The sequence below is a fragment of the Scytonema sp. UIC 10036 genome, from assembly GCF_009725235.1.
Map to the genome: position 1 here is coordinate 1 of NZ_WJFC01000029.1, position 22,398 is coordinate 22,398.

Annotated in this window: 22 protein-coding genes, 1 tRNA gene and 2 pseudogenes; 15 read left to right on the forward strand and 10 right to left on the reverse strand. The window is 42.5% G+C overall.

All coding sequences use genetic code 11. From position 1 onward, the window contains the following. Positions 1-345: 345 nt before the first annotated feature. Positions 346-693 (reverse strand): hypothetical protein, encoded by a 348-nt coding sequence (locus F7734_RS15795; protein ID WP_155745606.1) that lies wholly within the window; start codon positions 691-693, stop codon positions 346-348. Positions 694-973: 280 nt separating this feature from the next. On the opposite strand from F7734_RS15795, the gene F7734_RS15800 reads away from it, so the two are divergent. Beyond that, a complete protein-coding gene (locus F7734_RS15800) occupies positions 974-1,132 on the forward strand; it encodes a hypothetical protein (RefSeq protein ID WP_155745607.1) in 159 nt (52 codons plus the stop codon). A gap of 91 nt (positions 1,133-1,223) precedes the next feature. Here the strand turns inward: F7734_RS15800 and dhaL are convergent, their stop codons facing one another. Together dhaL and dhaK are read right to left on the reverse strand one after the other, a co-directional pair. After that, positions 1,224-1,862, reverse strand: coding sequence for a dihydroxyacetone kinase subunit DhaL (gene dhaL / locus F7734_RS15805; protein WP_155745608.1), 639 nt, complete (start codon positions 1,860-1,862; stop codon positions 1,224-1,226). Positions 1,863-1,865: 3 nt separating this feature from the next. Continuing rightward, positions 1,866-2,939 carry a dihydroxyacetone kinase subunit DhaK gene (gene dhaK, locus F7734_RS15810; RefSeq protein WP_166481936.1) on the reverse strand — a complete coding sequence of 358 codons (1,074 nt, stop codon included), beginning with the start codon at positions 2,937-2,939 and terminating at the stop codon, positions 1,866-1,868. Between the two features lie 744 nt (positions 2,940-3,683). Here dhaK and F7734_RS15815 point away from each other — a divergent pair. Continuing rightward, positions 3,684-4,496, forward strand: a complete 813-nt coding sequence (locus F7734_RS15815) for an SDR family NAD(P)-dependent oxidoreductase (RefSeq protein ID WP_155745609.1) — start codon at positions 3,684-3,686, stop codon at positions 4,494-4,496. A gap of 87 nt (positions 4,497-4,583) precedes the next feature. Here the strand turns inward: F7734_RS15815 and F7734_RS62025 are convergent, their stop codons facing one another. Continuing rightward, a complete protein-coding gene (locus tag F7734_RS62025; protein ID WP_207714112.1) occupies positions 4,584-4,838 on the reverse strand; it encodes a hypothetical protein in 255 nt (84 codons plus the stop codon). Positions 4,839-4,931: 93 nt separating this feature from the next. After that, the gene (gene glp, locus F7734_RS15825; RefSeq protein WP_155745610.1) at positions 4,932-6,173 is read right to left on the reverse strand and encodes a gephyrin-like molybdotransferase Glp; all 1,242 of its coding nucleotides are present in this window, start codon (positions 6,171-6,173) and stop codon (positions 4,932-4,934) included. A gap of 130 nt (positions 6,174-6,303) precedes the next feature. Here glp and F7734_RS15830 point away from each other — a divergent pair, with 130 nt between their 5' ends. The 8 genes and pseudogenes from F7734_RS15830 to F7734_RS15865 form a co-directional block, all read left to right on the forward strand. Then, positions 6,304-8,196 (forward strand): PAS domain S-box protein, encoded by a 1,893-nt coding sequence (locus F7734_RS15830; RefSeq protein WP_155745611.1) that lies wholly within the window; start codon positions 6,304-6,306, stop codon positions 8,194-8,196. A gap of 50 nt (positions 8,197-8,246) precedes the next feature. Further along, positions 8,247-8,693 carry a response regulator gene (locus F7734_RS15835; RefSeq protein WP_155745612.1) on the forward strand — a complete coding sequence of 149 codons (447 nt, stop codon included), beginning with the start codon at positions 8,247-8,249 and terminating at the stop codon, positions 8,691-8,693. 10 nt (positions 8,694-8,703) lie between these two features. Then, complete coding sequence (locus tag F7734_RS15840) at positions 8,704-10,257, forward strand: ATP-binding protein (protein WP_155745613.1); 1,554 nt, start codon at positions 8,704-8,706, stop codon at positions 10,255-10,257. Positions 10,258-10,291: 34 nt separating this feature from the next. Further along, positions 10,292-10,837, forward strand: coding sequence for an RDD family protein (locus tag F7734_RS15845; protein ID WP_155745614.1), 546 nt, complete (start codon positions 10,292-10,294; stop codon positions 10,835-10,837). A 44-nt stretch (positions 10,838-10,881) separates the two neighbouring features. Continuing rightward, a complete protein-coding gene (gene rpmG / locus F7734_RS15850; protein ID WP_155745615.1) occupies positions 10,882-11,076 on the forward strand; it encodes a 50S ribosomal protein L33 in 195 nt (64 codons plus the stop codon). Positions 11,077-11,078: 2 nt separating this feature from the next. Next, positions 11,079-11,294, forward strand: coding sequence for a 30S ribosomal protein S18 (gene rpsR / locus F7734_RS15855; RefSeq protein ID WP_038088818.1), 216 nt, complete (start codon positions 11,079-11,081; stop codon positions 11,292-11,294). Positions 11,295-11,943: 649 nt separating this feature from the next. Next, positions 11,944-13,989, forward strand: a complete 2,046-nt coding sequence (locus tag F7734_RS15860; RefSeq protein WP_166481937.1) for a ribonuclease R family protein — start codon at positions 11,944-11,946, stop codon at positions 13,987-13,989. Positions 13,990-14,076: 87 nt separating this feature from the next. Continuing rightward, a pseudogene (locus tag F7734_RS15865) lies at positions 14,077-14,292 on the forward strand (type II toxin-antitoxin system RelE/ParE family toxin); the annotation flags it as partial. Between the two features lie 445 nt (positions 14,293-14,737). Here the strand turns inward: F7734_RS15865 and F7734_RS65310 are convergent. Continuing rightward, complete coding sequence (locus F7734_RS65310) at positions 14,738-14,863, reverse strand: hypothetical protein (protein ID WP_279239724.1); 126 nt, start codon at positions 14,861-14,863, stop codon at positions 14,738-14,740. 21 nt (positions 14,864-14,884) lie between these two features. Between F7734_RS65310 and F7734_RS15870 the strand changes: the two genes are divergently transcribed. Both F7734_RS15870 and F7734_RS15875 read left to right on the forward strand, forming a co-directional pair. Next, on the forward strand, positions 14,885-15,700 hold the full coding sequence (locus F7734_RS15870; RefSeq protein ID WP_155745617.1) for a carbon-nitrogen hydrolase family protein: 816 nt from the start codon (positions 14,885-14,887) through the stop codon (positions 15,698-15,700). Positions 15,701-15,846: 146 nt separating this feature from the next. Further along, positions 15,847-16,014: pseudogene (locus F7734_RS15875) on the forward strand (four helix bundle protein); the annotation flags it as partial. A 65-nt stretch (positions 16,015-16,079) separates the two neighbouring features. Here F7734_RS15875 and F7734_RS65315 read toward each other — a convergent pair. After that, complete coding sequence (locus F7734_RS65315; protein WP_279239725.1) at positions 16,080-16,211, reverse strand: hypothetical protein; 132 nt, start codon at positions 16,209-16,211, stop codon at positions 16,080-16,082. Between the two features lie 93 nt (positions 16,212-16,304). Between F7734_RS65315 and F7734_RS15880 the strand changes: the two genes are divergently transcribed. The 3 genes from F7734_RS15880 (at position 16,305) to F7734_RS15890 (ending at position 19,492) form a co-directional block, all read left to right on the forward strand. Further along, positions 16,305-16,514 (forward strand): hypothetical protein, encoded by a 210-nt coding sequence (locus F7734_RS15880; RefSeq protein ID WP_155745618.1) that lies wholly within the window; start codon positions 16,305-16,307, stop codon positions 16,512-16,514. Beyond that, positions 16,511-16,777: a type II toxin-antitoxin system RelE/ParE family toxin gene (locus F7734_RS15885; RefSeq protein ID WP_155745619.1), complete on the forward strand. Its 267-nt coding sequence runs from the start codon at positions 16,511-16,513 to the stop codon at positions 16,775-16,777. Before F7734_RS15880 ends, F7734_RS15885 begins: the two co-directional genes overlap by 4 nt. An 885-nt stretch (positions 16,778-17,662) precedes the next feature. Further along, positions 17,663-19,492, forward strand: coding sequence for a polysaccharide deacetylase family protein (locus F7734_RS15890; protein WP_155745620.1), 1,830 nt, complete (start codon positions 17,663-17,665; stop codon positions 19,490-19,492). A gap of 93 nt (positions 19,493-19,585) precedes the next feature. On the opposite strand, the gene fba is transcribed toward F7734_RS15890, so the two are convergent. From fba to pdhA, 3 genes are all read right to left on the reverse strand, one after another. Continuing rightward, positions 19,586-20,665, reverse strand: a complete 1,080-nt coding sequence (gene fba / locus F7734_RS15895; RefSeq protein WP_155745621.1) for a class II fructose-bisphosphate aldolase — start codon at positions 20,663-20,665, stop codon at positions 19,586-19,588. A 301-nt stretch (positions 20,666-20,966) separates the two neighbouring features. Continuing rightward, positions 20,967-21,038, reverse strand: a tRNA-Lys gene (locus F7734_RS15900). Between the two features lie 135 nt (positions 21,039-21,173). Beyond that, on the reverse strand, positions 21,174-22,208 hold the full coding sequence (gene pdhA / locus F7734_RS15905; RefSeq protein WP_155745622.1) for a pyruvate dehydrogenase (acetyl-transferring) E1 component subunit alpha: 1,035 nt from the start codon (positions 22,206-22,208) through the stop codon (positions 21,174-21,176). Positions 22,209-22,398 lie beyond the last annotated feature (190 nt).

Below are 22,398 nucleotides of genomic sequence, written 5' to 3' on the forward strand. Positions count from 1 at the left end.
TTATTAATATATTGATAGATTTTTTGGTTGTTTCTCGAAAAGAAAAATATTTCTAATTTATGTCAGGGTTTACTTAAATATAAGGTCTCACATTTCTTCTCTAAGAATGTACCGTAGAAATGCGTAAAATTTTAGAAACTGGTTACCACCAGTTGTGACAACTGTGGGGCATCTTACCCGCTCATGTTTCCATCTTACCGTGTAGACGGCATTCTGCCTCCAGCCACTGGTCACGGCTCACTGATGTTATTAAATTTTTAATCCTTGTTGATATTAACAAGGATTATTAGAAAACCTGAATTATTCATGAAAAATGCACCCAATTGCACCAAGATGCATGCGAAATTAATCTTCTAGATACTGAGCTACCACAGTTAAATCTTCCATCGCCCGATTCAGACGTTCGAGCAGTACCTCATACACGTCTGGATCGGCATCGACGATTTCTAACTTTTTCCTTAAATAAAGTTCCAACGCTTCTATCCACAGAAACGCTTCTACACTGTAGATTGCTTTCACTAATCCCATATTGGTCAGAACAGCTAGCTGAAATCCTATATGGTCTTGTTCGGGGTCACCCAAGTACCCATTTCTAAATTCTAATTTTTCTGGTACGTAATGTTTGTATTGTTCGTGAGTGATACCACTAGGTATTAATTGTGGTTCTGGAAGGGGAGGTTGAGAGTCAGTCATAATTTCAGACCTTGAGACTATAGAATTCATGTTATTTAAATCTCACGCTAAGGCCCAAAGACGCAAAGCTTTTTTTGAAGTCTTTGCGTCTTTGGGTGAAGTTCATATTCTTTCTATAAGAGAGCTATTCTGTCAATAGAGATTTTCCGCAATTTTACGATATGAGTATTGGCAGATTTTTGTCATCTTATATACTAAGAAAAATTTTTCTATCTAAGCAAGAAGGCAAATTGCAATAGACATTTAACAATATATGCAACAATTTTTCTGGGAAAACTCTATGAATGTTATTAAAAGTCAAAAAAATTATCATTTATTAGCGAAAAATATAGCAAAAGAAACGGAAATGGTTTTGATGGTGATTTTAGACAGCATTAAAACGCAAAAAAGGCTCATCAATCGAAATGAAGCCAGCAAAATTTACCTGGCTAAGAAATAACAAAATTTACCTGCCTCCATCCGCTACAAACTGCGGTATCTAGCGGTTCAATCTATGCTATATTAAACAGTTATAGCTGCTAGCTTTTATTTCATGCATCAGAACTTTTCAGTACTTCATACAAACTCTTTAACATTAAGTAAGATGAAGTAGCTCCTGGGTCTTGATGTCCCACACTTCGCTCTCCCAAATAACTAGCCCGTCCTTTTTTAGCGAGCATGGGAGTTGTGTCACCCATTCCCCGTTCACCGGCAGCGACAGCTTCCTGCATTCCTTGGATAGAATTCTTCCCTTCACTTATAGCTTGTTGAAAAGCAGCGATAGCGGGAGAGAGTACATCTAGCATTGTTTTGTCTCCCAATTGCGCCTTACCTCTTTGAACAACACCATCTAAACCTGCTTGCAACATTGCCAACAGATCGCGATCGCTAAGTTCCTCTTTGCCAGTGACAGCTGTACTTGCTCTTAAAAAGAGAGTGCCATATAGGGGACCACTCGCACCGCCAACTGACGAAATGAGGGTCATGCTAACGGTTTTCAAAAGACTACCAATATCCTTATCTGCTACTGTTGGCAACTGACTTATCACTTTTTTAAATCCACGATCCATGTTAATACCATGGTCAGCATCACCAATTGCCGCATCTAATTCTGTCAAATAATCCTTATTTTTCTCTATCTCATCAGTAAAGTGCTGCAACCACTCTAAAATCTGCTCTTTTGTAACCATAGCTCAAACTCCCCACCGCAAACTTGGTGTTTTTACAGGTGCATCCCATAACCGAACCATCTCATCATTAAGTTTTAATAAAGTAATGGAACACCCTTGCATCTCTAAAGAAGTGATATAAGAGCCAATCAGGTTGCGTACAATATGCAATCCCTTCTTTTTACAGACTTCCTCGAGTTTGCGATAAACAATATACAGTTCGCTGAGGGGAGTCCCACCCATACCATTGACAAAAGCTAGAACGCGATCCCCGTTCTGAAAACTGGGATCGATGAGTTCCACATCTATCCATTCACCTTTCTCTTCATCCCATTCCCGCACTGTACGGCTGTAAGGCTTATCCTCAATAATAGATATCGCCAGCATTTCTGCGATCTCATCTACGGATGCAAAAGCTCTGCGCTCTCTTCCGGGTTCGCCATGGATACCAATACCCATTTCTATTTCGCGATCGCCCAGTTCAAAAGTTGGTGTCCCTTTAGCAGGAACAGTGCAAGAACTCAGTGCGATCCCCATACTACGACCATTCAAATTTACTTGACGACATAAATCTACAACTTTTTGCAAATCGTATCCTTGTTGTGCCGCCGCACCACCAATTTTTTCTGCAAGTACAGTTGTCCCCACACCCCGGCGTCCCTGAGTATATAAGCTATCTTTAACTGCTACATCATCATCTATAAGAATATTTAGCACTTGGATACCCTCACTCCGGGCTAACTCCGTAGCCATTTCAAAATTCATGATATCGCCACTGTAGTTCTTCACAATGTAAACGATACCAGCCCCTCCATCAACTTTCTTCGCAGCTGCCAACATTTGGTCGGGGGTAGGAGAAGTAAAAACCTCACCAGGACAAGCAGCGTCTAACATTCCCATACCCACAAACCCTGCGTGCATTGGTTCGTGACCGCTACCTCCACCAGAAATCATAGCGACTTTCCCCGGTACGGGTGCATCTGCTCTGTAGACAAAAGTAGGGTCATAGTCAACCCTGATGAAATCGGGATGGGCTGCAGCCATTCCTTCTAAACTTTCGCGGACAAAGTCTTCAGGTTTATTAATAAGTTTTTTCACGGTTTAGCCATTCTTTATTTAGAGGTTGCTACAACCCAGAATAGATCGTTATTGCTCTTTAATTCATTGTGAGAGCTTCATGAAATTATGTAACAGTCAAAGATTTTTATTAAGAAATGTTGCTGATAGTTAATCCCTTTGCTACCGTATCCCTATGTAGTTGGTTCTGGTAAATACTCGTATTTAACAGAGGTGTTATCCATGGTCATTGTCTTGTGGAACGGGAGTCTCCGCCCGTTCATTCCAGAGAGGGCGAGCGAGGACGCCCAACCCACTAATAGTTAGGGTAAGTGATGCAAGTTAAAAAATTCCTAGCTTAATCCTGACATATTACCTTTCCAACTCAAATTTTAAGGCCGTCTGACGAGTGCTTTGTCAAGTTTAAATTGGGGGCTATTCATTTAAGTTCGTAGTTGCGTTCTCGCGCTAAACAGACCCCCACTCTCGTTCCCAGGTTCTACCTGGGAATGCAGATCGCGAGGCTCCGCCTCGCACTCTGTAGTAGAGCACAGGAGGCGGAGCCTCTAGTAAGGCATTCCCAGCCTCAGGCTGGGAACGAGGTGACAGATCCTCAAAATGAATGCGATAAACCTAGCAAGATTTCTCTTAGGTTTTATGCAACTGATATCCCGATTGCAAGTATTTTCTATCTCTATCTCCCACACGTGCATTCTTTGACAAAATTATTCAAGTTACAAAGCAGGCACTAACGGGAGTGAGATTTTAACTTTGTAGGTTTTAACTATGAATATTCAAGGCAAAACAGTTCTGATTACTGGAGCCTCACGAGGCATTGGACGAGCGATCGCTATTGAATTTGCAAAGCAAGGAGCCAAATCCTTGCTCTTGGTGGCTAGAGATGCGACTCGATTGGCTGAAGTGGCTTCTGAAATAGAAATGCTTGGTGTGAAAACATATGCCATGGCTCTAGATTTATCTCAAGTTGTGGAAGTGAATATTGCGATCGCTCAAGCTTGGCGGAATCACGGACCTATTGATGTGCTTGTCAATTGTGCTGGAGTAGCCCATCAAACGCCCTTTCTCAACTCTCGATTTTCTAAAGTGCAAGCAGAAATATCTGTAAATCTCATAGGTATGTATACCATGACTCGTCTGGTAGCCCGACGCATGGCAGTACAACGTTCGGGGACTATTATTAACGTTTCTAGTCTGATGGGTAAAGTGGCTGCACCAACAATGGCAACCTATTCAGCTACAAAATTTGCAATTCTAGGCTTCACTCAGGCTTTGCGGGGTGAGCTAGCACCATACAATATTCGGGTTGTTGCTTTATTGCCATCTTTAACTGACACTGATATGGTGAAAGATTTAGAGTGGTTTCGCTGGGTTATACCGATGACTCCCGAACAGGTGGCTCAAGCACTTGTTAGAGGTTTACAAAGAGATTCACCTGAAATCTTGGTAGGCTGGCAAAGTCATATTGCTGTGTGGTGCGATCGTCTTGCACCTTGGTTGTTGGAAAAGGTTTTACAAATGGCATCTCCCCTTTCTCAAGAAAAACAAGTGCGCCATCAAAGATGGAGGAATGCTAGATGAGGAGGAAGCTCGCGCACTCGTCGTAAAGCTTTGGCGACTAAAAGTCGCCGCTATGCAGACAAAACCCACCTACATGAGTTAAAAATTTTACCCCTGCCTATTGGAAGCCTGAACCAAGTTCAGGTTTTCGGCAAGCCCACACTGTACCCCGAAGGCTGTCAGTGTGGGTAGTTGACTCGCAGCTTCGATTTCTTCCGCAGCCACATCTGCGCGATCGGACTTTGCGTAAATCAACAGTAACAAAACACACTGAGGCGAAAACAACTGATAAATCAAGCGATCCCCGCCACTTTTTCCACTGGGAATATCGCTATCCCTATCGCTACATGAATATAATAGCAATCCCTAAACTTTGAGAATGACTGGAGGCGGAGCCTCCTTTAACTGCATTCCCATGCTCTGCATGGGAACGAGAGATCGATTGCAGGTTACTGCTCACTGAATCAAGACGTGAACCTCTTCACCAGTAGCAACAAGTGTTTTCCCCACTGGCAAAACAGCTAGACTATTTGTTTGAGCCAAATTAATCAGGTTCCCAGAATTTTGGACGCCGCTTGCTGGATAAAAGTAGTAAATGCCATCGCTCAAACGCATTTGACCCCAAACGTAAGTTTCACGTTTGCCATCAGAACGTAACTCTTGAGATGCACGTGCTTTAATAAACTTTGGTTCCCAACCTTCAGCTAGCCCGGAAAGCTTTTTGATGGCGGGTTGCACAAATCGCCAAAATGTCACTAAGACGGCGGCGGGATTTCCCGGTAAGCCAAAGTATATTGGGGAGTGGGAAGGGGAAGAAGGAGGGAAGGTGGCGACGGTGAGGGGTTTACCGGGTTTCATGGCTACAGAACGAACGTGTATTTTTCCCCCTAAAGACTCTAGTATTTGTTCCACATAGTCGTAGTCTCCTACTGAGACACCTCCTGAAGAGATAATGATATCGGCTTGAGTAAGAGCATAAGCGATCGCTTCCTCAAGGGCAGTTGGTTCATCTCTCACAATGCCTAACATAATTGCTTCAGCGCCCATCTGTTGAACTAAAGCTGCTATGGCATATTGATTTGAATCTACAATTTGACCTGCTTGCAATGGTGTTTCAGGTGTCACCAGTTCATCCCCAGTAGACAAAATTGCTACACGAGGACGGCGGAAAACTTTTAATTTTGTGCATTGAACAGCCGCCAAAACCGCGATTTCTTGAGCGTTTAACACAATTCCCGAAGGTAGCAATGGCGACCCAGCTTTATAGTACGATGCTTGCTGCCTAACAAATTCTTTTGGTTTTGGGGTTGCGAGAATAAAAACTTGGTTTTCCTCGCGGCGAGTTCGTTCCTGCATCACAACTGTATCTGCCCCAACAGGCATAATTGCTCCGGTCAAAATCCGTGCGGCTTTCCCCGATTGAATGATAGACTTGGGCTGAACCCCGGCAGAAATTTCTTCGATAATCTCTAATACAACTGGTTTTTCCTCGTTACAGTCCCGCACATCTTCGTATCTGACTGCGTAACCATCCATTGCCGAGTTATCCCAATGAGGAAAATCCAGTTGACTCGTGACTGGAGACGCCAGAATGCGACCGCTTGCTGTTAATAAATCTATAACTTCCGTATTTATATGGCTATCTAAAGGTTGTATCAACTGTAGAATAGTAGCTTCTGCATTACTTACTGAAAGCATGGGATCGCCTCTGATTCTGTACCTTCGATTTTAATTGAGAAGGAAGCATGATTCGTTGAGGAGTTATCAGGGTAAACTGGTAAACCGATTCGGAGGTTATCAAGTTTGTTATTATACATGGTAATTCAAGATGGAAGGAGCGTCTGAAAGAATTCTTACAGATAGTTTTGCTTTGGGATTGCAGCTATTTGGTGGAGTCAGTCAATCCTCTAATGTTGCTATTATGGAATACTCGCTGGTTTTCAGTCTTCTGTTTGGGGTGTTTTTTCTGCTTAGCAGGGGATTTCGCATACGGAAAGCCGTGTTAGAAGAACGCAAACTCCTAGAATCAGATCGCAAGCTAGCTGAAGAAGCGCTACAAAAGGCTATGCTTGAATTAGAAGGACAAGTGGAGGAACTTACTCAAGAGTTAAAGCAGACTTTAGAGCAACTGCAACTGGAAATTTTAGAACGCCAACGTTGGTCAAAAGCGCTTCATGACAGCGAAGAGCGCTATCGTTCCCTCGTTGCCGCCACTGCTCAAGTGACTTGGATTGCCAATTCTGAAGGTGAAGCCATTTCTACAACTCCTGGTTGGCAGGAAATTACAGGGCAAACTCCAGAAGAGATTAAGGGACAGGGATGGCTGAACACGGTTCATCCTGATGACAAAGCACAATTGCAACAAATTTGGATGAATGCTGTTGCAAGTAAAAGTTTTTATGTTGCTGAGTTTCGATTGCGAACAAAAGATGGAAAGTATCGGGACTACGTAACACGAGGAATTCCCGTTTTTAACTCAGATGGCAGTGTTCGAGAGTGGGTTGGTGCTTGTACGGACATTACCGAACGCAAGAAGGCAGAACAAACACTCCGAAGTCGTGAGGAACTTTACCGCACCCTGGCAAGCAATTTTCCCAATGGTGCTGTTTTGTTGTTTGACCGAGATTTACGCTTGACTCTGGTTGAAGGTGCGGATTTACTGGAAATTGGTTTGAGTAAAGAGCTATTGGAAGGGAAGATGATTTGGGAAGCCTTTCCACCAGAAACTTCTGCTGCGATCGCACCATTCTACCAAGCCGCGCTATTGGGTGAGACAAATGTTTCAGAAGTCGGCTACTGCGATCGCGTTTATAAGTTATACACCCTTCCTGTAAAGAACGACATGGGAGAAGTGGTGGCTGGAATGGCGATGACACAAAACATTACACAGCAAAAACAGATAGAGCAAGCGCTGAAAAACGCTAAAGAAGAGTTAGAAATTCGGGTTCAAGAACGGACGAAAGCATTGACTGCGGAAATCGCCGAACGCAAAGAAACCGAAAAAAAATTAGAACAAACCATGGAACATCTAAAACGTTCCAATCAAGAACTAGAGAGATTTGCCTTTGTCGCTGCACACGATCTACAAGAACCATTACGCGCAATTACTGGTTACACCCAACTTTTAGCACAAGAATACCAAGACCCTCCAAACTCGTCTATTCGAGAATATATGGATTATATTGTGGAGGGGTCAACGCGGATGCAGCATTTGGTTCGCGATTTGCTGATTTACCACCGCGTTGGTTCGGTTACTAGATCCTTTGCTCCCACTGACTGCAATGCTATACTGCGGCAGGTGGTCAGTCACCTACAACCTTCTATTACTGATAGTCAAGCGAGCGTTATTTATGAAAATTTACCAACTGTAAGTGCCGATCAAACCTTACTCCTACAATTATTTCAAAATCTAATTGACAATGCAATTAAATTTCGCACCACAGAAACACCTAAAGTTCACGTAACAGCTGAATTTACAAAAAATAATGAATGTTTATTTTGTGTAAGTGATAATGGGATTGGGATCAAACAAAGGTATTTGGAGCGGATTTTTGAAATTTTCAAACGACTCCATACCCAAAAAAAGTTTTCTGGCACTGGCATTGGTTTAGCTATTTGTAAAAAAATAGTAGAACATCACGGAGGGCACATTTGGGTAGAATCTGAGATGGGAGTGGGAACAAAGTTTTACTTTACAATCCCTTCATCAGACCCACCCTAATTTGAAAAGACGAATAGATAATACCTATAGATTAAGATAATGAAGTACCTATGACTGATAACCAGAACTCGCGACCCGTTGAGATTTTGCTCGTAGAAGACTCATATAGCGATGCCAATCTCACTATCAAAAGCTTAGGTAAAACTAGTATCGCTAATAATTTACATTGGGTAGAAGACGGCGAGACAGCTATCGAGTATTTACGACACCAAGGCGAGTATACCAAAGCTACACGCCCAGATCTGATTTTACTCGACCTTAATCTTCCGGGATTAGATGGGCGAGAAGTCCTCGCAGAAATTAAAGCTGACCCCGATCTCAAACGCATCCCTGTCGTGGTTCTGACAACGAGTGCAGATGAACAAGATGTACTTAAGTCTTATGACTTAAACGCTAACTGCTACATCACCAAGCCTGTTGACATTCACCAGTTCCTGCAAATCGTGCATTTGATCAATGACTTTTGGCTAGCCGCAGTTAAGTTACCACCTAAGTAAGGTTATTGTTATGAACAATACATCAACTAAGATTCTCCTAGTAGAAGATAGTCCCAGCGACGCCAAACTGTTGCAGCAAACTCTATTTCGTTTGGGCAGTAACAACTGGCAAGTCAGCCACTTTGAGCGATTAGGTGATGCCATTGATGCTTGTAGCAACCAGAGCTTTGATATAGCTTTGTTAGACCTCTCGCTCCCTGATTCTGAGGGTTTAAACACTGTTGCCGAATTTCATGCAGCCGCGCCAGATATCCCAATTGTGGTGCTGACTGGTTTTGATGATGAAGAAATTGCCTTACAAGCTGTGGCAAAAAGAGCGCAGGATTATCTTGTTAAGGGACAAATTACTCCCCAACTTTTAGGGCGTGCTATCCGCTACGCTATTGAGAGGGGACAAGTTCTAAAAAAAATGGAGGAAAGCGAGCGTCGCTTTCGAGGTATTTTTGAACAAACATTCCAGTTAATGGGACTGCTGTCTCCTGAAGGTATTATTTTAGAACTTAACAAAACAACTCTCGACATATGTGGCATTGAGCTAGAAACCTCTTTGGGTAAACCTTTTTGGGAACTCCCCCGTTGGAATTGCTGTGAAGCAAGCGAGTGGTTAAAAACTGCTGTAGCTAAAGCAGCTAGTGGAGAGTTTGTCCGTCAAGAACAGCCAGTTTGTGGAAAAGATAATACGGAAATATGGATAGATTTCTCCCTCAAACCGTTGAAAGACAATGCAGAGAAAGTGGTATTGTTGATTGTTGAAGGTCGTGATATTAGCGATCGCAAACGCGCTGAAGCAGAAATTAGGAACGCTTGGGAAACAGAACGGGAACTCAATGACCTAAAATCTAAATTTGTGTCGATGGTTTCTCATGAATTTCGCAATCCCATGACTGTTATTCGGACTGCAGTCGAAATTTTAGAAACCTATAACAAAGAATTAACCGAGCAGCAAAAAGGGAAATACTTTGGGCAAATTCAAAGTGCTCTTCGTCAAATGTTGCAACTCTTAGACGAAGTTTTGTTACTTGGCAGAAGTGATGCAGGAAAATTAGAGTACCAACCTACAGCCTTAGATTTAGAGAATTTCTGTAATGAACTTGCACAAACTTTACAAGAGAGTGCTGGAGAGAATTACCAAATAAACTTTAGCGTACAAGGAGAACGCACTTCAGTAGAAATGGACGAAAATCTATTGCGTCATATCCTAACTAACTTACTGTCAAACGCTATCAAATATTCTCCTAAAGGTGGCATTATTCAATTTGAATTAACTTACCAAGACGAGCAGGCTAATTTCCGCATCCAAGATTCAGGAATTGGGATTCCATTAAAAGACCAACAACGATTATTTGAAACTTTCCATAGAGCCAGTAACGTTGGTCGAATCCAAGGGACAGGATTGGGGCTTTCCATTGTGAAAAAATGTGTGGATTTACATCAAGGTCAAATTCAGCTAGAAAGCGAAGTCGGAGTTGGAACAACGTTTACAGTCAGATTACCATTCAATCCTAACAACACCCAGTCTCTGGAATTGACCGACGCCCCCTGGGACTCTCAAAAATTAGCTTGAATTAATATTAAAATAAACCCACACACCTAAATGTATGTCTATTGAGCAAGTTCCCCCCAAGCACTTTCCCAAAGTTGAGTTTGAACGGCGAGGTATGGCGGCTGGAGTTGATTTCCTCATAGTCTGGTTAGTCAGCTCTTTGTTGGGTGGTTCTCAACTCGGCGTTCAAATTGTTCAAATACTCGTCTTTATTGTGGGTTGGGCAATTTTACGCGTCATCGTACCCTACAACAATCAAGGGCAAAGCTTGGGGCGCTATGCCTTTGACATCAAGGTGCTAGAAATGGAAAGCGCTCGAGTTCCCGATTTACAAACATTTTTGCGGCGAGAAGGGATCGTCTGTTTGAGTGCGCTGTTAGTTTCTATCACCTTGAGTAACATCATACGCAATCCCACTGCTATACTTCTATTGGTTCCTTTGGCTATTGATTGCGGTGCGGCTTTTTCCGACACCCAATTTCGCCAAGCTTTGCATGACCGCTTTGCAAAGACTATGGTGGTTTCCTCGCGTCGTGGCTATTCTCTTGATATAAAAGTTAAGCAAATAGTTGATAAAGTGCGACGTAATATGAGACAATAGATATTTGTGTTAATTCTCAACAAGCTGTATTTTTTGATAAGCTTATGGCTAAGAGTAAAGGTGTCCGTATAGTAGTGACACTAGAATGTACTGAGTGTCGTACAAATCCAGAAAAACGCTCTCCTGGTGTTTCTCGTTATACCAGTACGAAAAACCGTCGGAATACAACCAACAGGCTAGAACTGAAAAAGTTCTGCACTCACTGTAACAAACACACTGTTCACAAGGAAATTAAGTAGAGATGAGCTATTATCGTCGTCGTTTGTCTCCCATAAAACCAGGAGAACCCATTGATTACAAAGATGTAGATTTGTTGCGTAAGTTTATCACCGAACGAGGAAAGATACTTCCGCGTCGGATTACAGGGCTTACAGCGCAGCAACAGCGAGAGTTAACACTAGCGATTAAACGCTCCAGGATTTTGGCTCTGTTACCGTTTATTAACGCAGAAGGCTAATCAGTGAGGAGTAAGTGAACTGGAGTGATCCAGAGTAAATCGGAGCAATCCGACTTACTGACTCCACCATGACTCAACTTTGAACTAGTTTCAAGGTTACCCGTTGAGGGTTTCAGTCCGCTTAAGGGTTATGACTTAATGAGGTTAGCCAGCCTCAAGCGTCGGGTCAGGAACATGACTGCGTCACACAGTACACACCAAAACCTACTAACAAGCTCAAAAGCAGTGTCGAGGCAAACAATACCCCGCAAGGGAGCGCTCAAATGAGCAACAACGTAAATTTAGGGTGCGGTTCAGTCCGATTTACCCCAAATTACTCAAAATAATCCTTATTTTTGGCTACTTAGTTACATGACCAGTGACCAGTGACCAGTGACCAGCGACTGATTGGGAATTGCATTCCCAGTCACAAGTCCCCAGTCCTAGTCCCTATTTTCAGATGGTGTAACCGGAAAGCTCAGTTCGCATAGCTCAAAATCAAGGGTTTAGGCGAAAAAAAAATCTAAAATAAGAGCCAAAAATACTAATGTTAATTTGGAATTTGATACCATAGGTGTTCAATCCAAAATCTAAAATCTAGAATGGAATTTGATACCATAGGTATTCAATCCAAAATCTAAAATCTAAAATCTAAAATATTGCGAGGCTTGTGGAGAAGGGGACGCTGGTTGAATTTAGAGTAGGTAGCGATCGCCGTTTGGGAGTAGTAGACCGTCCAGACGGAAAAGCTCGTTGGTTTGTAGTGGATGAACGTGGTCAATCCCACAGTCTCGCACCCCGGCAAATTACCTATACAGTAAGCGGACAAACCTACAAGCCTTCGCAAATTCCTGAATTTTTGGCAGAAATTAAGCCGTATTTAGATCCATCGAGCTTGGAAGTGGCATGGGAACTCCTTGCGGAAACAGGGGAAACCGCCACTCCAGCAGAAATGGCGAATTTACTATTTTCCTCTTCAGAAGCGCATCATAGTTACGCAGCTTACTACTTGTTATCAGATGATAAAATATACTTTAAGCAAAAAGGAGACGCTTATGAGCCGCGAACATCTGCGGCTGTAGCAGAGCGAAAACACCAACTCGAAGTAGAAGCGCTCAAAGCTAAAGGTCAGCAAGAGTTTTTGACGCGAGTAGAACTTGCCCTCAAAGGCGAGTTGGTAGAGTGGCAGCGTCACGATCGCCATCGGCTAGAAGCTTTAGAAAAGTATGCTTCACTCATAGCAGATATTGTCCGTGTGGGTTTAAGTTATGACAGTCTTGCTCGCGCTTATCCACCACCGCAACCAGTCCAAGAAACAATGAACTTACTGGGACGTCCCGCAACCCCCCAAGGAGCTTTTCAACTCCTGGTAGATTTGGGTTGGTGGAGTGAGCATGAGAACTTATTTATACGACGTTCGTCAATACCCATACAATTCCCTACCAAGGTAATAGAAGTGGCGCAACAGCGATTAGACTCACATCTACCAGATCGAGATATTAATCGTCTGGAACTCACACATCTAAAGGTATATACAATTGATGATGAAAGCACCACTGAGATAGATGATGGTGTGAGTTGGGAATTGCTTCCCGATGGCAGGGAAAGATTGTGGGTACATATTGCCGATCCAACACGCTGGCTGTTACCAGAAGATGATTTGGATTTAGAAGCTAGAAAGCGAGGCAGCACAGTCTATTTACCAACGGGCATGATACCCATGTTCCCAGAAGTCTTGGCAACCGGACCGATGAGTTTGGTGCAAGGGAAAATTTGTTGCGCCCTAAGTTTTGGGGTTGTTTTAAATGAAGCAGGAGCTGTAGAAGAATACAGCATTCATCCAAGTTTAATTAAACCAACCTATCGCCTTACCTATGAAGATGTAGATGAAATGCTACATTTGGGCTTAGAGGCAGAATCGGAAATTGCTGCGATCGCTCAATGGGCAAGTCGGCGCAAAGCTTGGCGGTATGCCCAAGGAGCCATCAGCATCAATATGCCAGAGGCAATGATTAAAGTTAAGGGAGAAGATATCAGCATCGATATCTTAGAAGATTCCCAATCCCGGCAATTAGTGGCTGAAATGATGATTCTTGCCGGTGAAGTGGCCGCTAAGTACGGTCAAAAACATAACATCCCTTTACCCTTTCGCGGTCAACCACAGCCAGAGTTACCACCAGAGCAAGAACTGGTACAGCTCCCCGCCGGATTTGTACGTGCTTGTGCCATGCGTCGCTGTATGCCCAAGAGCGAAATGAGCATTACCCCTGTACGCCATGCGGGTTTGGGTTTGGATACATACACCCAAGCGACTTCTCCCATTCGCCGTTACAGTGACTTGCTGACCCATTTCCAACTGAAAGCACATTTACGAGGTGAGGTGCCACCATTCTCAGCAGAACAACTTAAAGAAGTTATGCTGTCTGTATCTACCATCACCCAAGAAGTGACAATGGTTGAGCGGCAAACAAACAGGTACTGGGCTTTAGAATATCTGCGCCGCAATACAGATACAGTTTGGGAAACAGTCGTTTTAATGTGGCTGAGAGAAGACAGTGGTTTGGCACTGATTCTATTAGAAGAATTGGGCTTACAGTTACCAATGTTCTTCAAACGTTCTGTGAAGTTAGGCGAACAAATCTTAGTCAAAGCGGCTCATTCCGATCCGCACAAAGATGTGATTCAGTTCCAAGAAATTATCTATCAGGAAGCGTAGCAATGTGACAAAACTAAATTTTCATGCGATGAGCAGACAAGAATTAAGAGCTTATGTGCTAGAACATCGGGATGACGAAGAGCTTTAGAGCAAATAAAAAAACTAGATTCTGAAACTCAACGACGGACAGCTATGAAGCTGCAAGAATTAGCAACCAACCCGCGTTTAAGTGAAGCCAAAAATCTCGAAAGTGCAGAATTTTTATACAAACTTAGTCTAGATGACTACCGCATCGTTTATCAAATTAAGGATGAATCTTCGTTAGTTACCGTATTGAAAATTGCTCATTTAAGAGACTACTAACAAGCAAAACTTGCAAGTTATAAAGACCCCTTAAGATAATAGAGTCATAGAAAGAACTTCTCTATGAGTTGGGTTACTTGACAATACAAGATGATTGAAAATATCAATTATAGTCAATCAAAAGACTCTATATAATTCTAATTATTCATGAAAAACTTTAAGTTATGTAGGTAGTTGTTCTGCTATCTACAAGCCTCAGGTGGTGAGCATTGCCCATCTTACGGATATGCAACCAATCAAAAAGCATTCCTATACTCTATTATTTGTTAAGTTCGGTAAAAATATAGTAATTATTACTCTTTTAATGCCAACAATATTAAGATGTGTAAACAATAGAATTTCTGCAAATTTGGCAAGTTCCTCTTAAATTAGAGAAAGCGCTTCTCTATAGGGATAGATTTTGATATTCTACTGTTCAAGTCAAACAAAGCTTTACTAGCAGCTATCATGTACTATCCTGCATCAATAATGCATATAAGCGGGCATTGGGAATGGGGAATTGGGCACAGGTTGTGAGTTCTTCTCCCTTGTCTCCCTTGTCTCCCTTGTCTTCATCCCTTCTTACACACATCTACTATTTCGTTTTAAATCTATGAAGTCTTATTTAGCCGCCGCTATTCAAATGACCAGTGTGCCTAACTTGGAAAAAAACTTGGCACAAGCTGAGGAATTAATCGATTTAGCCGTGCGCCAAGGTGCTGAATTAATTGGATTGCCAGAAAATTTTCCTTATATGGGAGAGGAAAGTGAAAAAATGGCTCAAGCCTCGGCGATCGCTCGTGGTTCGGAAACATTTCTCAAAACGATGGCACAACGCTATCAAGTGACTCTCTTAGGTGGCGGCTTTCCAGTTCCAGTAAATGATGGCAAGAAAGTTTACAACACTGCCCTACTCATCGATCCCAACGGTCAAGAACTTGCTCGCTACCACAAAGTCCATTTATTTGATGTTAACGTTCCGGATGGCAATACTTATCGAGAATCCAGCACGGTGATGGCAGGGGAGCAGCTTCCCCCCGTCCACTTTTCACAAGAACTGGGTAATATAGGGCTTTCCGTCTGCTATGATGTCCGCTTTCCCGAACTTTACCGACACATAGCCCATAAAAATGGGGATGTTTTATTTGTACCTGCTGCCTTTACAGCCTTTACTGGCAAAGATCACTGGCAAGTCCTCTTACAAGCCCGTGCTATTGAAAACACCTGCTATGTCATTGCTCCAGCACAAACAGGGCTTAACTATGCTCGCCGTCAAACCCACGGACACGCCATGATTATCGATCCTTGGGGAGTGATTTTAGCTGATGCAGGAGAAAAACCGGGAGTGGCGATCGCCGAAATTAATCCTTCGCGAATTGAACAAGTGCGCCGTCAAATGCCCAGCCTGCAACACCGCATTTTTGTTTAATCTATTAGCACTTTCTCGTCACTCGTTCCCAGGTTCTACCTGGGAATGCATTACTAGAGGCTCAGCCTCGCAAGTAGATTGAGCGAGAGAGGCGGAGCTTCTAAAGAAGGCGTTGCATATTTCTAGAACTTAGCTGAAAAGATTTTGACTGTGAAGCCGAAGCGAACGAAGCTAGGACTTGGATTAAATTTGCTGTTAAATGCAATTATATGGATGTGGAAACCGGACGAGAACTTTCTGGACGTTACAATCAAGTTTTATCTGGTCTTGTCAATATGATTAATAATCCATCCCCTTGGTTAATAAATCATTAATCTCCCCCTGCATCAAGAGCATCCCACTAGCGAACCCTGCTTGCCTCTTGTTTACACCTGAATCCTTACACATATATATTTAACTCCCAATCTCTAGATTTTATCTTTTCCTTGATGATTTTGAGGATATAAATCTCCATTTTACAGTCTTTACCAACCCAGTACTCTAAATCTTCCAAAAATTCTAGCTGAAACATCGCGATGCGATCGTATCTTGTATAGAAGTAACTCTATATTACTTATAGCCAAGAATGTGTTACCATTAAATCAAAATCACTTCTAAAAAATACATGATTAATATTAACCTAGATGAAAATCAACTCAAAAATATCTTCAAGACAGCAATCCTTGAGTTAATGCAAGAACAAAAAGATGTATTTTCTGATTTATTTGCAGAGATTATTGAAGATATGGCTCTCGAAAAAGCTATCAAAGAAGGTGAAGAAACAGAAACCGTTAGCCGAGAGGCAATTTTTAAAATTTTGGATAAGAAAGCATGAACGTAGAGTTTAGAAAAAGCTTTGAAAAGGATTTAGGTAAGATACGAGATGATGCATTGCTACAAAGAATTAAAGCTGTAATTGAAGAAGTAGAAAATGTGGAAAACATTACTGAAATTAGCAATATCAAGAAATTGATATCTAATGGTGATAATTATCGTATTAGAGTAGGAGATTACAGGATAGGTATTACCATTTCTAATGGAAGAATTATTTTTGTGAGAGTCTTGCAAAGAAAAGATATTTACAGGTATTTCCCATAAAAGCGTCTGTCCTCTTGAGAGAGGTTTATTGTTGATTTTAACTTTTGGGTTGATGCTGTAACTGATACTCATGCTCTAATTTTCTACTGACTGCTAAATACTCACACGCAACTTGCCAAAGTAAAACGCCATCCGTCAAAGACAATACCAGAGAAGATGCAATTCCCTACTTAACTGGATCGCGAGTATCGTTGATATAAATCAAAATGTTGGTATCAACAGCGTTCATGCAACATATCTCGTGTGAAGCAAGGTGTTTCAAAAGATCTAGAAGCAGGGGCATAAGGCATTGCGCCCTTACAAAATCTGTGTGTACTGCACTCTTTTTTCAAAATGGTATTATCCTACAATTCTATCTCATAGAAATTATCGGTAAGAGGATGTTTTAACAAGAAGGCAACGGGGAACAGGGAACTCTTAACAGTTCGTTCCTCACTGTTCCCTAGTTCCCTTCTAAGTAAAATCCGGGGCTCTAAGTCCCCCACTATATTGAAATGATACATTTCAATGAGTGGTGCGCGTTGGTGGGGGTTTAAAGCCCCCATTAGTCAGCCGTATGCTTAAAGAAGCCGGGGATCTGAATCCATTTAACAAATACAAAACGAAAACCAAAGGAACATATTGCCTACCCCATCCAGTCAACTCAGTATGAAGTACATATTTATCTGCGTGCATCTGCTACAGGCTGCGGTTCCTGAATTCAAAAACCGCTATAAGCCTCACATACTTCATCTTTTTTGTAACACTTAAACAAGCCTTATTTTATACTTAATCTTTTTTAAAGATTTGACCTTGTATTTTGAGAAAAAAAAGCCATAATGTGTAGGCGTTGCAGCGATCGCAGTCAAACTACGGTCAGCAAGCAGAATTGTTTTCGTTAAAATTATGAAGCTAAAGACAAATACTGATATCTTGAAGCACCTATTCCTTAACCTTCGCCCACAGAGTTTATTTTATACCCTTATTTGTGGACTGTTTGCTGTTTCCACGTTTTTTCCAGAACCAGCAGTTGCACGTCGGCGTGTTATAAAAGACATTGAGCCTCAAAATGCTACTGAGATTGGTGAAAGTTGCAGCAGCCCCGATACAGGAATTAACAATCAATTTTCCCTTGCGGCTAGTAATTTTGCTCTTATGTCTACTGTAGTCAGCCAACCCAAAATAGGGCTGACATCTCTCATTGAGTCTTTAGGACCGTATGTCTTTGCCTTCCTAAATCGCAGCAATGGCATTAGCCTCCACGAGCGGGCAAAGTTAGCAAAAGTCCCCATCTTAATGTATCACGATATACTCCCAAAAAAAGAAGTCTTTTTTGATGTCACTCCTGAAGAATTGGAAGCGCATTTCGAGTTATTAAAAGAGAATGGTATGACCCCCATTACTCTAGACCAGTTAACAACTCACTTGCAAACAGGAGTACCTCTCCCGGAAAAACCTGTTCTTTTAACATTTGATGATGGTTATGGGGGACATTACGAATACGTTTATCCTTTACTTAAAAAGTATGGCTATCCTGCTGTCTTTTCAATTTACACCAAGGGAGTCGGCAACAATGTGGGTCGAACTCATGTAAGTTGGGAACAACTTAAGGAAATGGTAGCCGATCCTTTAGTCACAATTGCCTCACACAGCGTCAGCCACCCGTTAGATTTAACAGTTCTACCATCAGAAGAAATTAAAAAAGAAGTTGTAGAATCCAAAGCTATTCTTGAGTCTAATTTGGGTATCCCCATTCGTTACTTTACTTATCCTGCTGGAAAATATGATGCCCAAGTTGCAAATGCCGTGCATGAAGCAGGTTATCAGCTAGCGCTGACAATGAGTAATACGGACGAGAAATATGCTGGTGAATCAGAAAGTTTATTGGCTGTTTCCCGCTTTGGTCAATCTAGAATTCAAGAAGTGATAGCTGACGCTTGGGGTGGTCCCAAATTACCAAGCTGGAAAATCGGGTTTGACTTTACCAGCCCCATACAAAAAAACGACGTAAATATTGACAAAATTCCCTTAGTCTTGGTTGCTGGTGGTAAACCAATGACCATTCACGCGGATAGCCGCTATCAAGTTGCAGAAATTTTAGATAAGAGTGGCACCAATGCTGTTGCTGCCATAGATGGAGGTTTCTTTTCTTTAAAATCCTTAAACTCCAATGTCATGATTGGACCAGTCTACAGCCAGAATACAAGACAATTTATTCCTGGTAGTGCTTGGGACATTCAAAAAATCGGCGGACGCCCTTTAGTCCTGATTAGTCCTCACTCAGTGCGTTTTATTCCCTTTGATTCAACAAAGCACAATACTTTAGAGGGGATAAAGGCTGAAATGCCGGATTTGACTGATGCTTTTGTAGCAGCCGCATGGTTGGTCAAAGATGGTGCGCCTCAAGAAGCGAGTACCTTTAATGGTCTGTATGGTTTTGATATACCCCGCCATCGGGCTTTTTGGGGCATTAATCAAAACAAACAACCCACTATCGGGGTTTCTCTGGAGTCGGTGGACTCTGTATCTTTGGGAGTTGCACTTGTAAAAGCAGGGTTGCGGGATGTTGTCATGGTAGATTCCGGTCAAAGCGCTGCTTTGGTTTACCAAGGGGAGTCTGTAGTCCGTTACGAACCTCGCCCCGTACCTCATGCAGTTGCACTCTTACCACCCGCATCAGCAATGAATAACCCTTGTGTTCTCGTACAAAATAAAACAAAAAACCGGGGAACTTAAGCGCTACCCAGTTGAGTCTTATTAATACTAGAATCCTCAGTGATGTAGGGACACGAGCAAAGCATGTGTCCCTTTTTCCCTATATGTTGTTAACTAGACAACAGCAGCTTTCTTTGTGACGGCGTTGAGTTCACCCTTAGCATATTTAGCAGCAAATTCTTCAAGGGAGACTTGCTTGATCTTGCTAGCGTTGCCAGCAGTACCAAATTGCTGATAGCGATCGCTACAAACCTTCTGCATATATTTAATGGAAGGCTTGAGGAAATGACGGGGGTCAAATTCCTTAGGATCTTTTGCTAAAGCTTCACGTACAGCAGCAGTGATAGCCAAACGGTTATCAGTGTCAATATTTACCTTACGTACACCGCTCTTGATACCTTTTTGGATTTCTTCTACGGGTACACCATAGGTTTCAGGAATTGCACCGCCATACTGGTTAATAAGTGCAATTAAATCTTCAGGTACGGAGGAAGAACCGTGCATAACCAAGTGAGTGTTAGGCAAACGGCGGTGAATTTCTTCAATGCGGCTGATTGCTAGAATTTCCCCAGTTGGCTTGCGGGTAAACTTATAAGCACCGTGGCTGGTACCAATAGCCACCGCCAAAGCATCGACTTGGGTTTGCTCAACAAAGTCAACTGCTTGGTCAGGATCGGTCAGCAGTTGGTCGTGGGAAAGCTTACCCTCAGCACCGTGACCATCTTCTTTGTCACCCATACCGGTTTCCAAAGAACCCAAACAACCAAGCTCACCTTCGACGCTGACACCTAGCGAGTGAGCCACATTTACCACTTCGCGGGTAACGTTAACGTTGTACTCGTAGCTAGCGGGGGTCTTAGCATCAGCTTCCAGCGAACCATCCATCATGACGCTGGTAAAGTTGTTTTTAATAGCTGAGTAGCAGGTGGAAGGTGCATTACCATGATCCTGGTGCATGGTAATGGGAATATGAGGGTAGGTTTCCACTGCTGCCAAAATGAGGTGACGCAAGAAGTTTTCACCAGCATACTTACGAGCGCCACGAGAAGCTTGCAAAATCACAGGGCTATCTGTCTCTTGAGCAGCCAGCATAATCGCTTGGATCTGCTCCAAATTGTTCACGTTGTAAGCTGGTATGCCGTAACCATTTTCTGCTGCGTGGTCTAACAGCAGTCGCAGGGATACAAGCGCCATAGATAGTCCTCCTAAATGTGGTTTTCAGCTAGTGGGCAAGACAAGCGTAAATTATTACGCTATTTTTAATATTATTTTAAGCTTATAGGAAATTATAACTAGTGTTGTATCTTTATGTTGAAAAACTTTAAGATATTTCGTTAATCGTCAACATTTTCGTTTCTTTCTGTAAAGAATCTTTAAGGCAATGGGGGATTGGTATTTACAGCAAGAAGCGCCTTGGTGTTTTCCAGAAGATGAAGATGTGCCATGGTATTTACGCGAAGACGCGCCATGGCGCGTCTCTACACTATTACTTTTATGGGTCGCCCGGGATTCGAACCCGGAACTAATCGGTTAAAAGCCGAGTACTCTACCGTTGAGTTAGCGACCCTTTTGTTTTATCCGACTATGTCATCATAGCACAGTCGAATGGAGTTTTGTAAAGGGTTTGGAAAAAAAATTATGAATTATGAATGCTGAATGCTGAAAAATTTCATAATTCACACTTCATAATTCATAATTTCCACTACTCGTCTTCAGCAAATACAAAGCGATGTAGCTCGTTTGGACTTGGTTCGGGGCTGCTTTCAGCAAATTTGACGGCTTCGTCTATAACTTGCTGTACCTTATGGTCAATGTCTTTGAGTTCTTCGCTAGAAGCTAAGTTTTGCTCAACTAGATAAGCAGCAAACTTCTTGATGGGGTCGCGGGAGAACCAAAATTCCTTTTCTTGTTTGCTTCGCATTTCATCTGGATCGGCTAGGGAATGACCTCGGAAACGATAGGTCAGTGCCTCAATGAGGGTAGGACCTTCTCCTGCACGCGCACGGGCTACGGCTTCCCGAGCTACTGCTCGCACGGCTAAGACATCCATTCCGTCTACTTCCACGCCAACCATATTAAACACGCTGGCTTTCTTGTAAATTTCCGGTTGGGAAGTCGCCCTTTCGTGAGCCATACCGATCGCCCACTTGTTATTTTCTACAACAAAAATAATTGGTAGATTCCACAGAGCCGCCATGTTTAGGGTTTCAAAAAACTGACCGTTATTAGCAGCCCCATCTCCAAAAAAGCAAGCAGTCACAAGGTCTGCATTTTCATCGCCCAAGACCTCGCGACGGTATTTGCTCTGAAAAGCTGCTCCTGCTGCTACGGGAATACCTTCTGCCACAAAAGCATATCCACCCAAAAGACGGTGTTCGGCAGAAAACATATGCATGGAACCACCACGTCCTTTGCTGCATCCTGTGGCTTTGCCAAATAACTCCGCCAATACCTCATTTGCCGGTACTCCCGCACTCAAAGCATGAACGTGGTCGCGGTAGGTACTGCAAACAAAATCTTCTCCCGGTCGCATCGACTTGATAACACCAGTGGAAATCGCTTCTTGACCGTTATACAGGTGTACAAAACCAAACATTTTGCCCCTGTAGTACATTTCGGCACACTTGTCTTCAAACAAGCGTCCGAGCACCATGTCCTCGTACAACACTAGCCCTTCTTCTCTAGTTATTTGTACGGTTGCTGTATCAAATTTAGGTAATGTGCGTTCTTGGCTCATTATTTCTTGGTATTCCTGTCGTAAATCTTAAAGTTACTATGTGAGCATATTTGCCAAAATGCAGCGTAAGCTTTTAAAAAGATAGCATCTCAACCAGGAGCTAGCGAAACAGTGTCTACTGCTGTTATAGCTTTTGGCTATAAATTAGCTGTCTCGATAGTCAGTTTTCTGCCTATTTACTAACAATTTC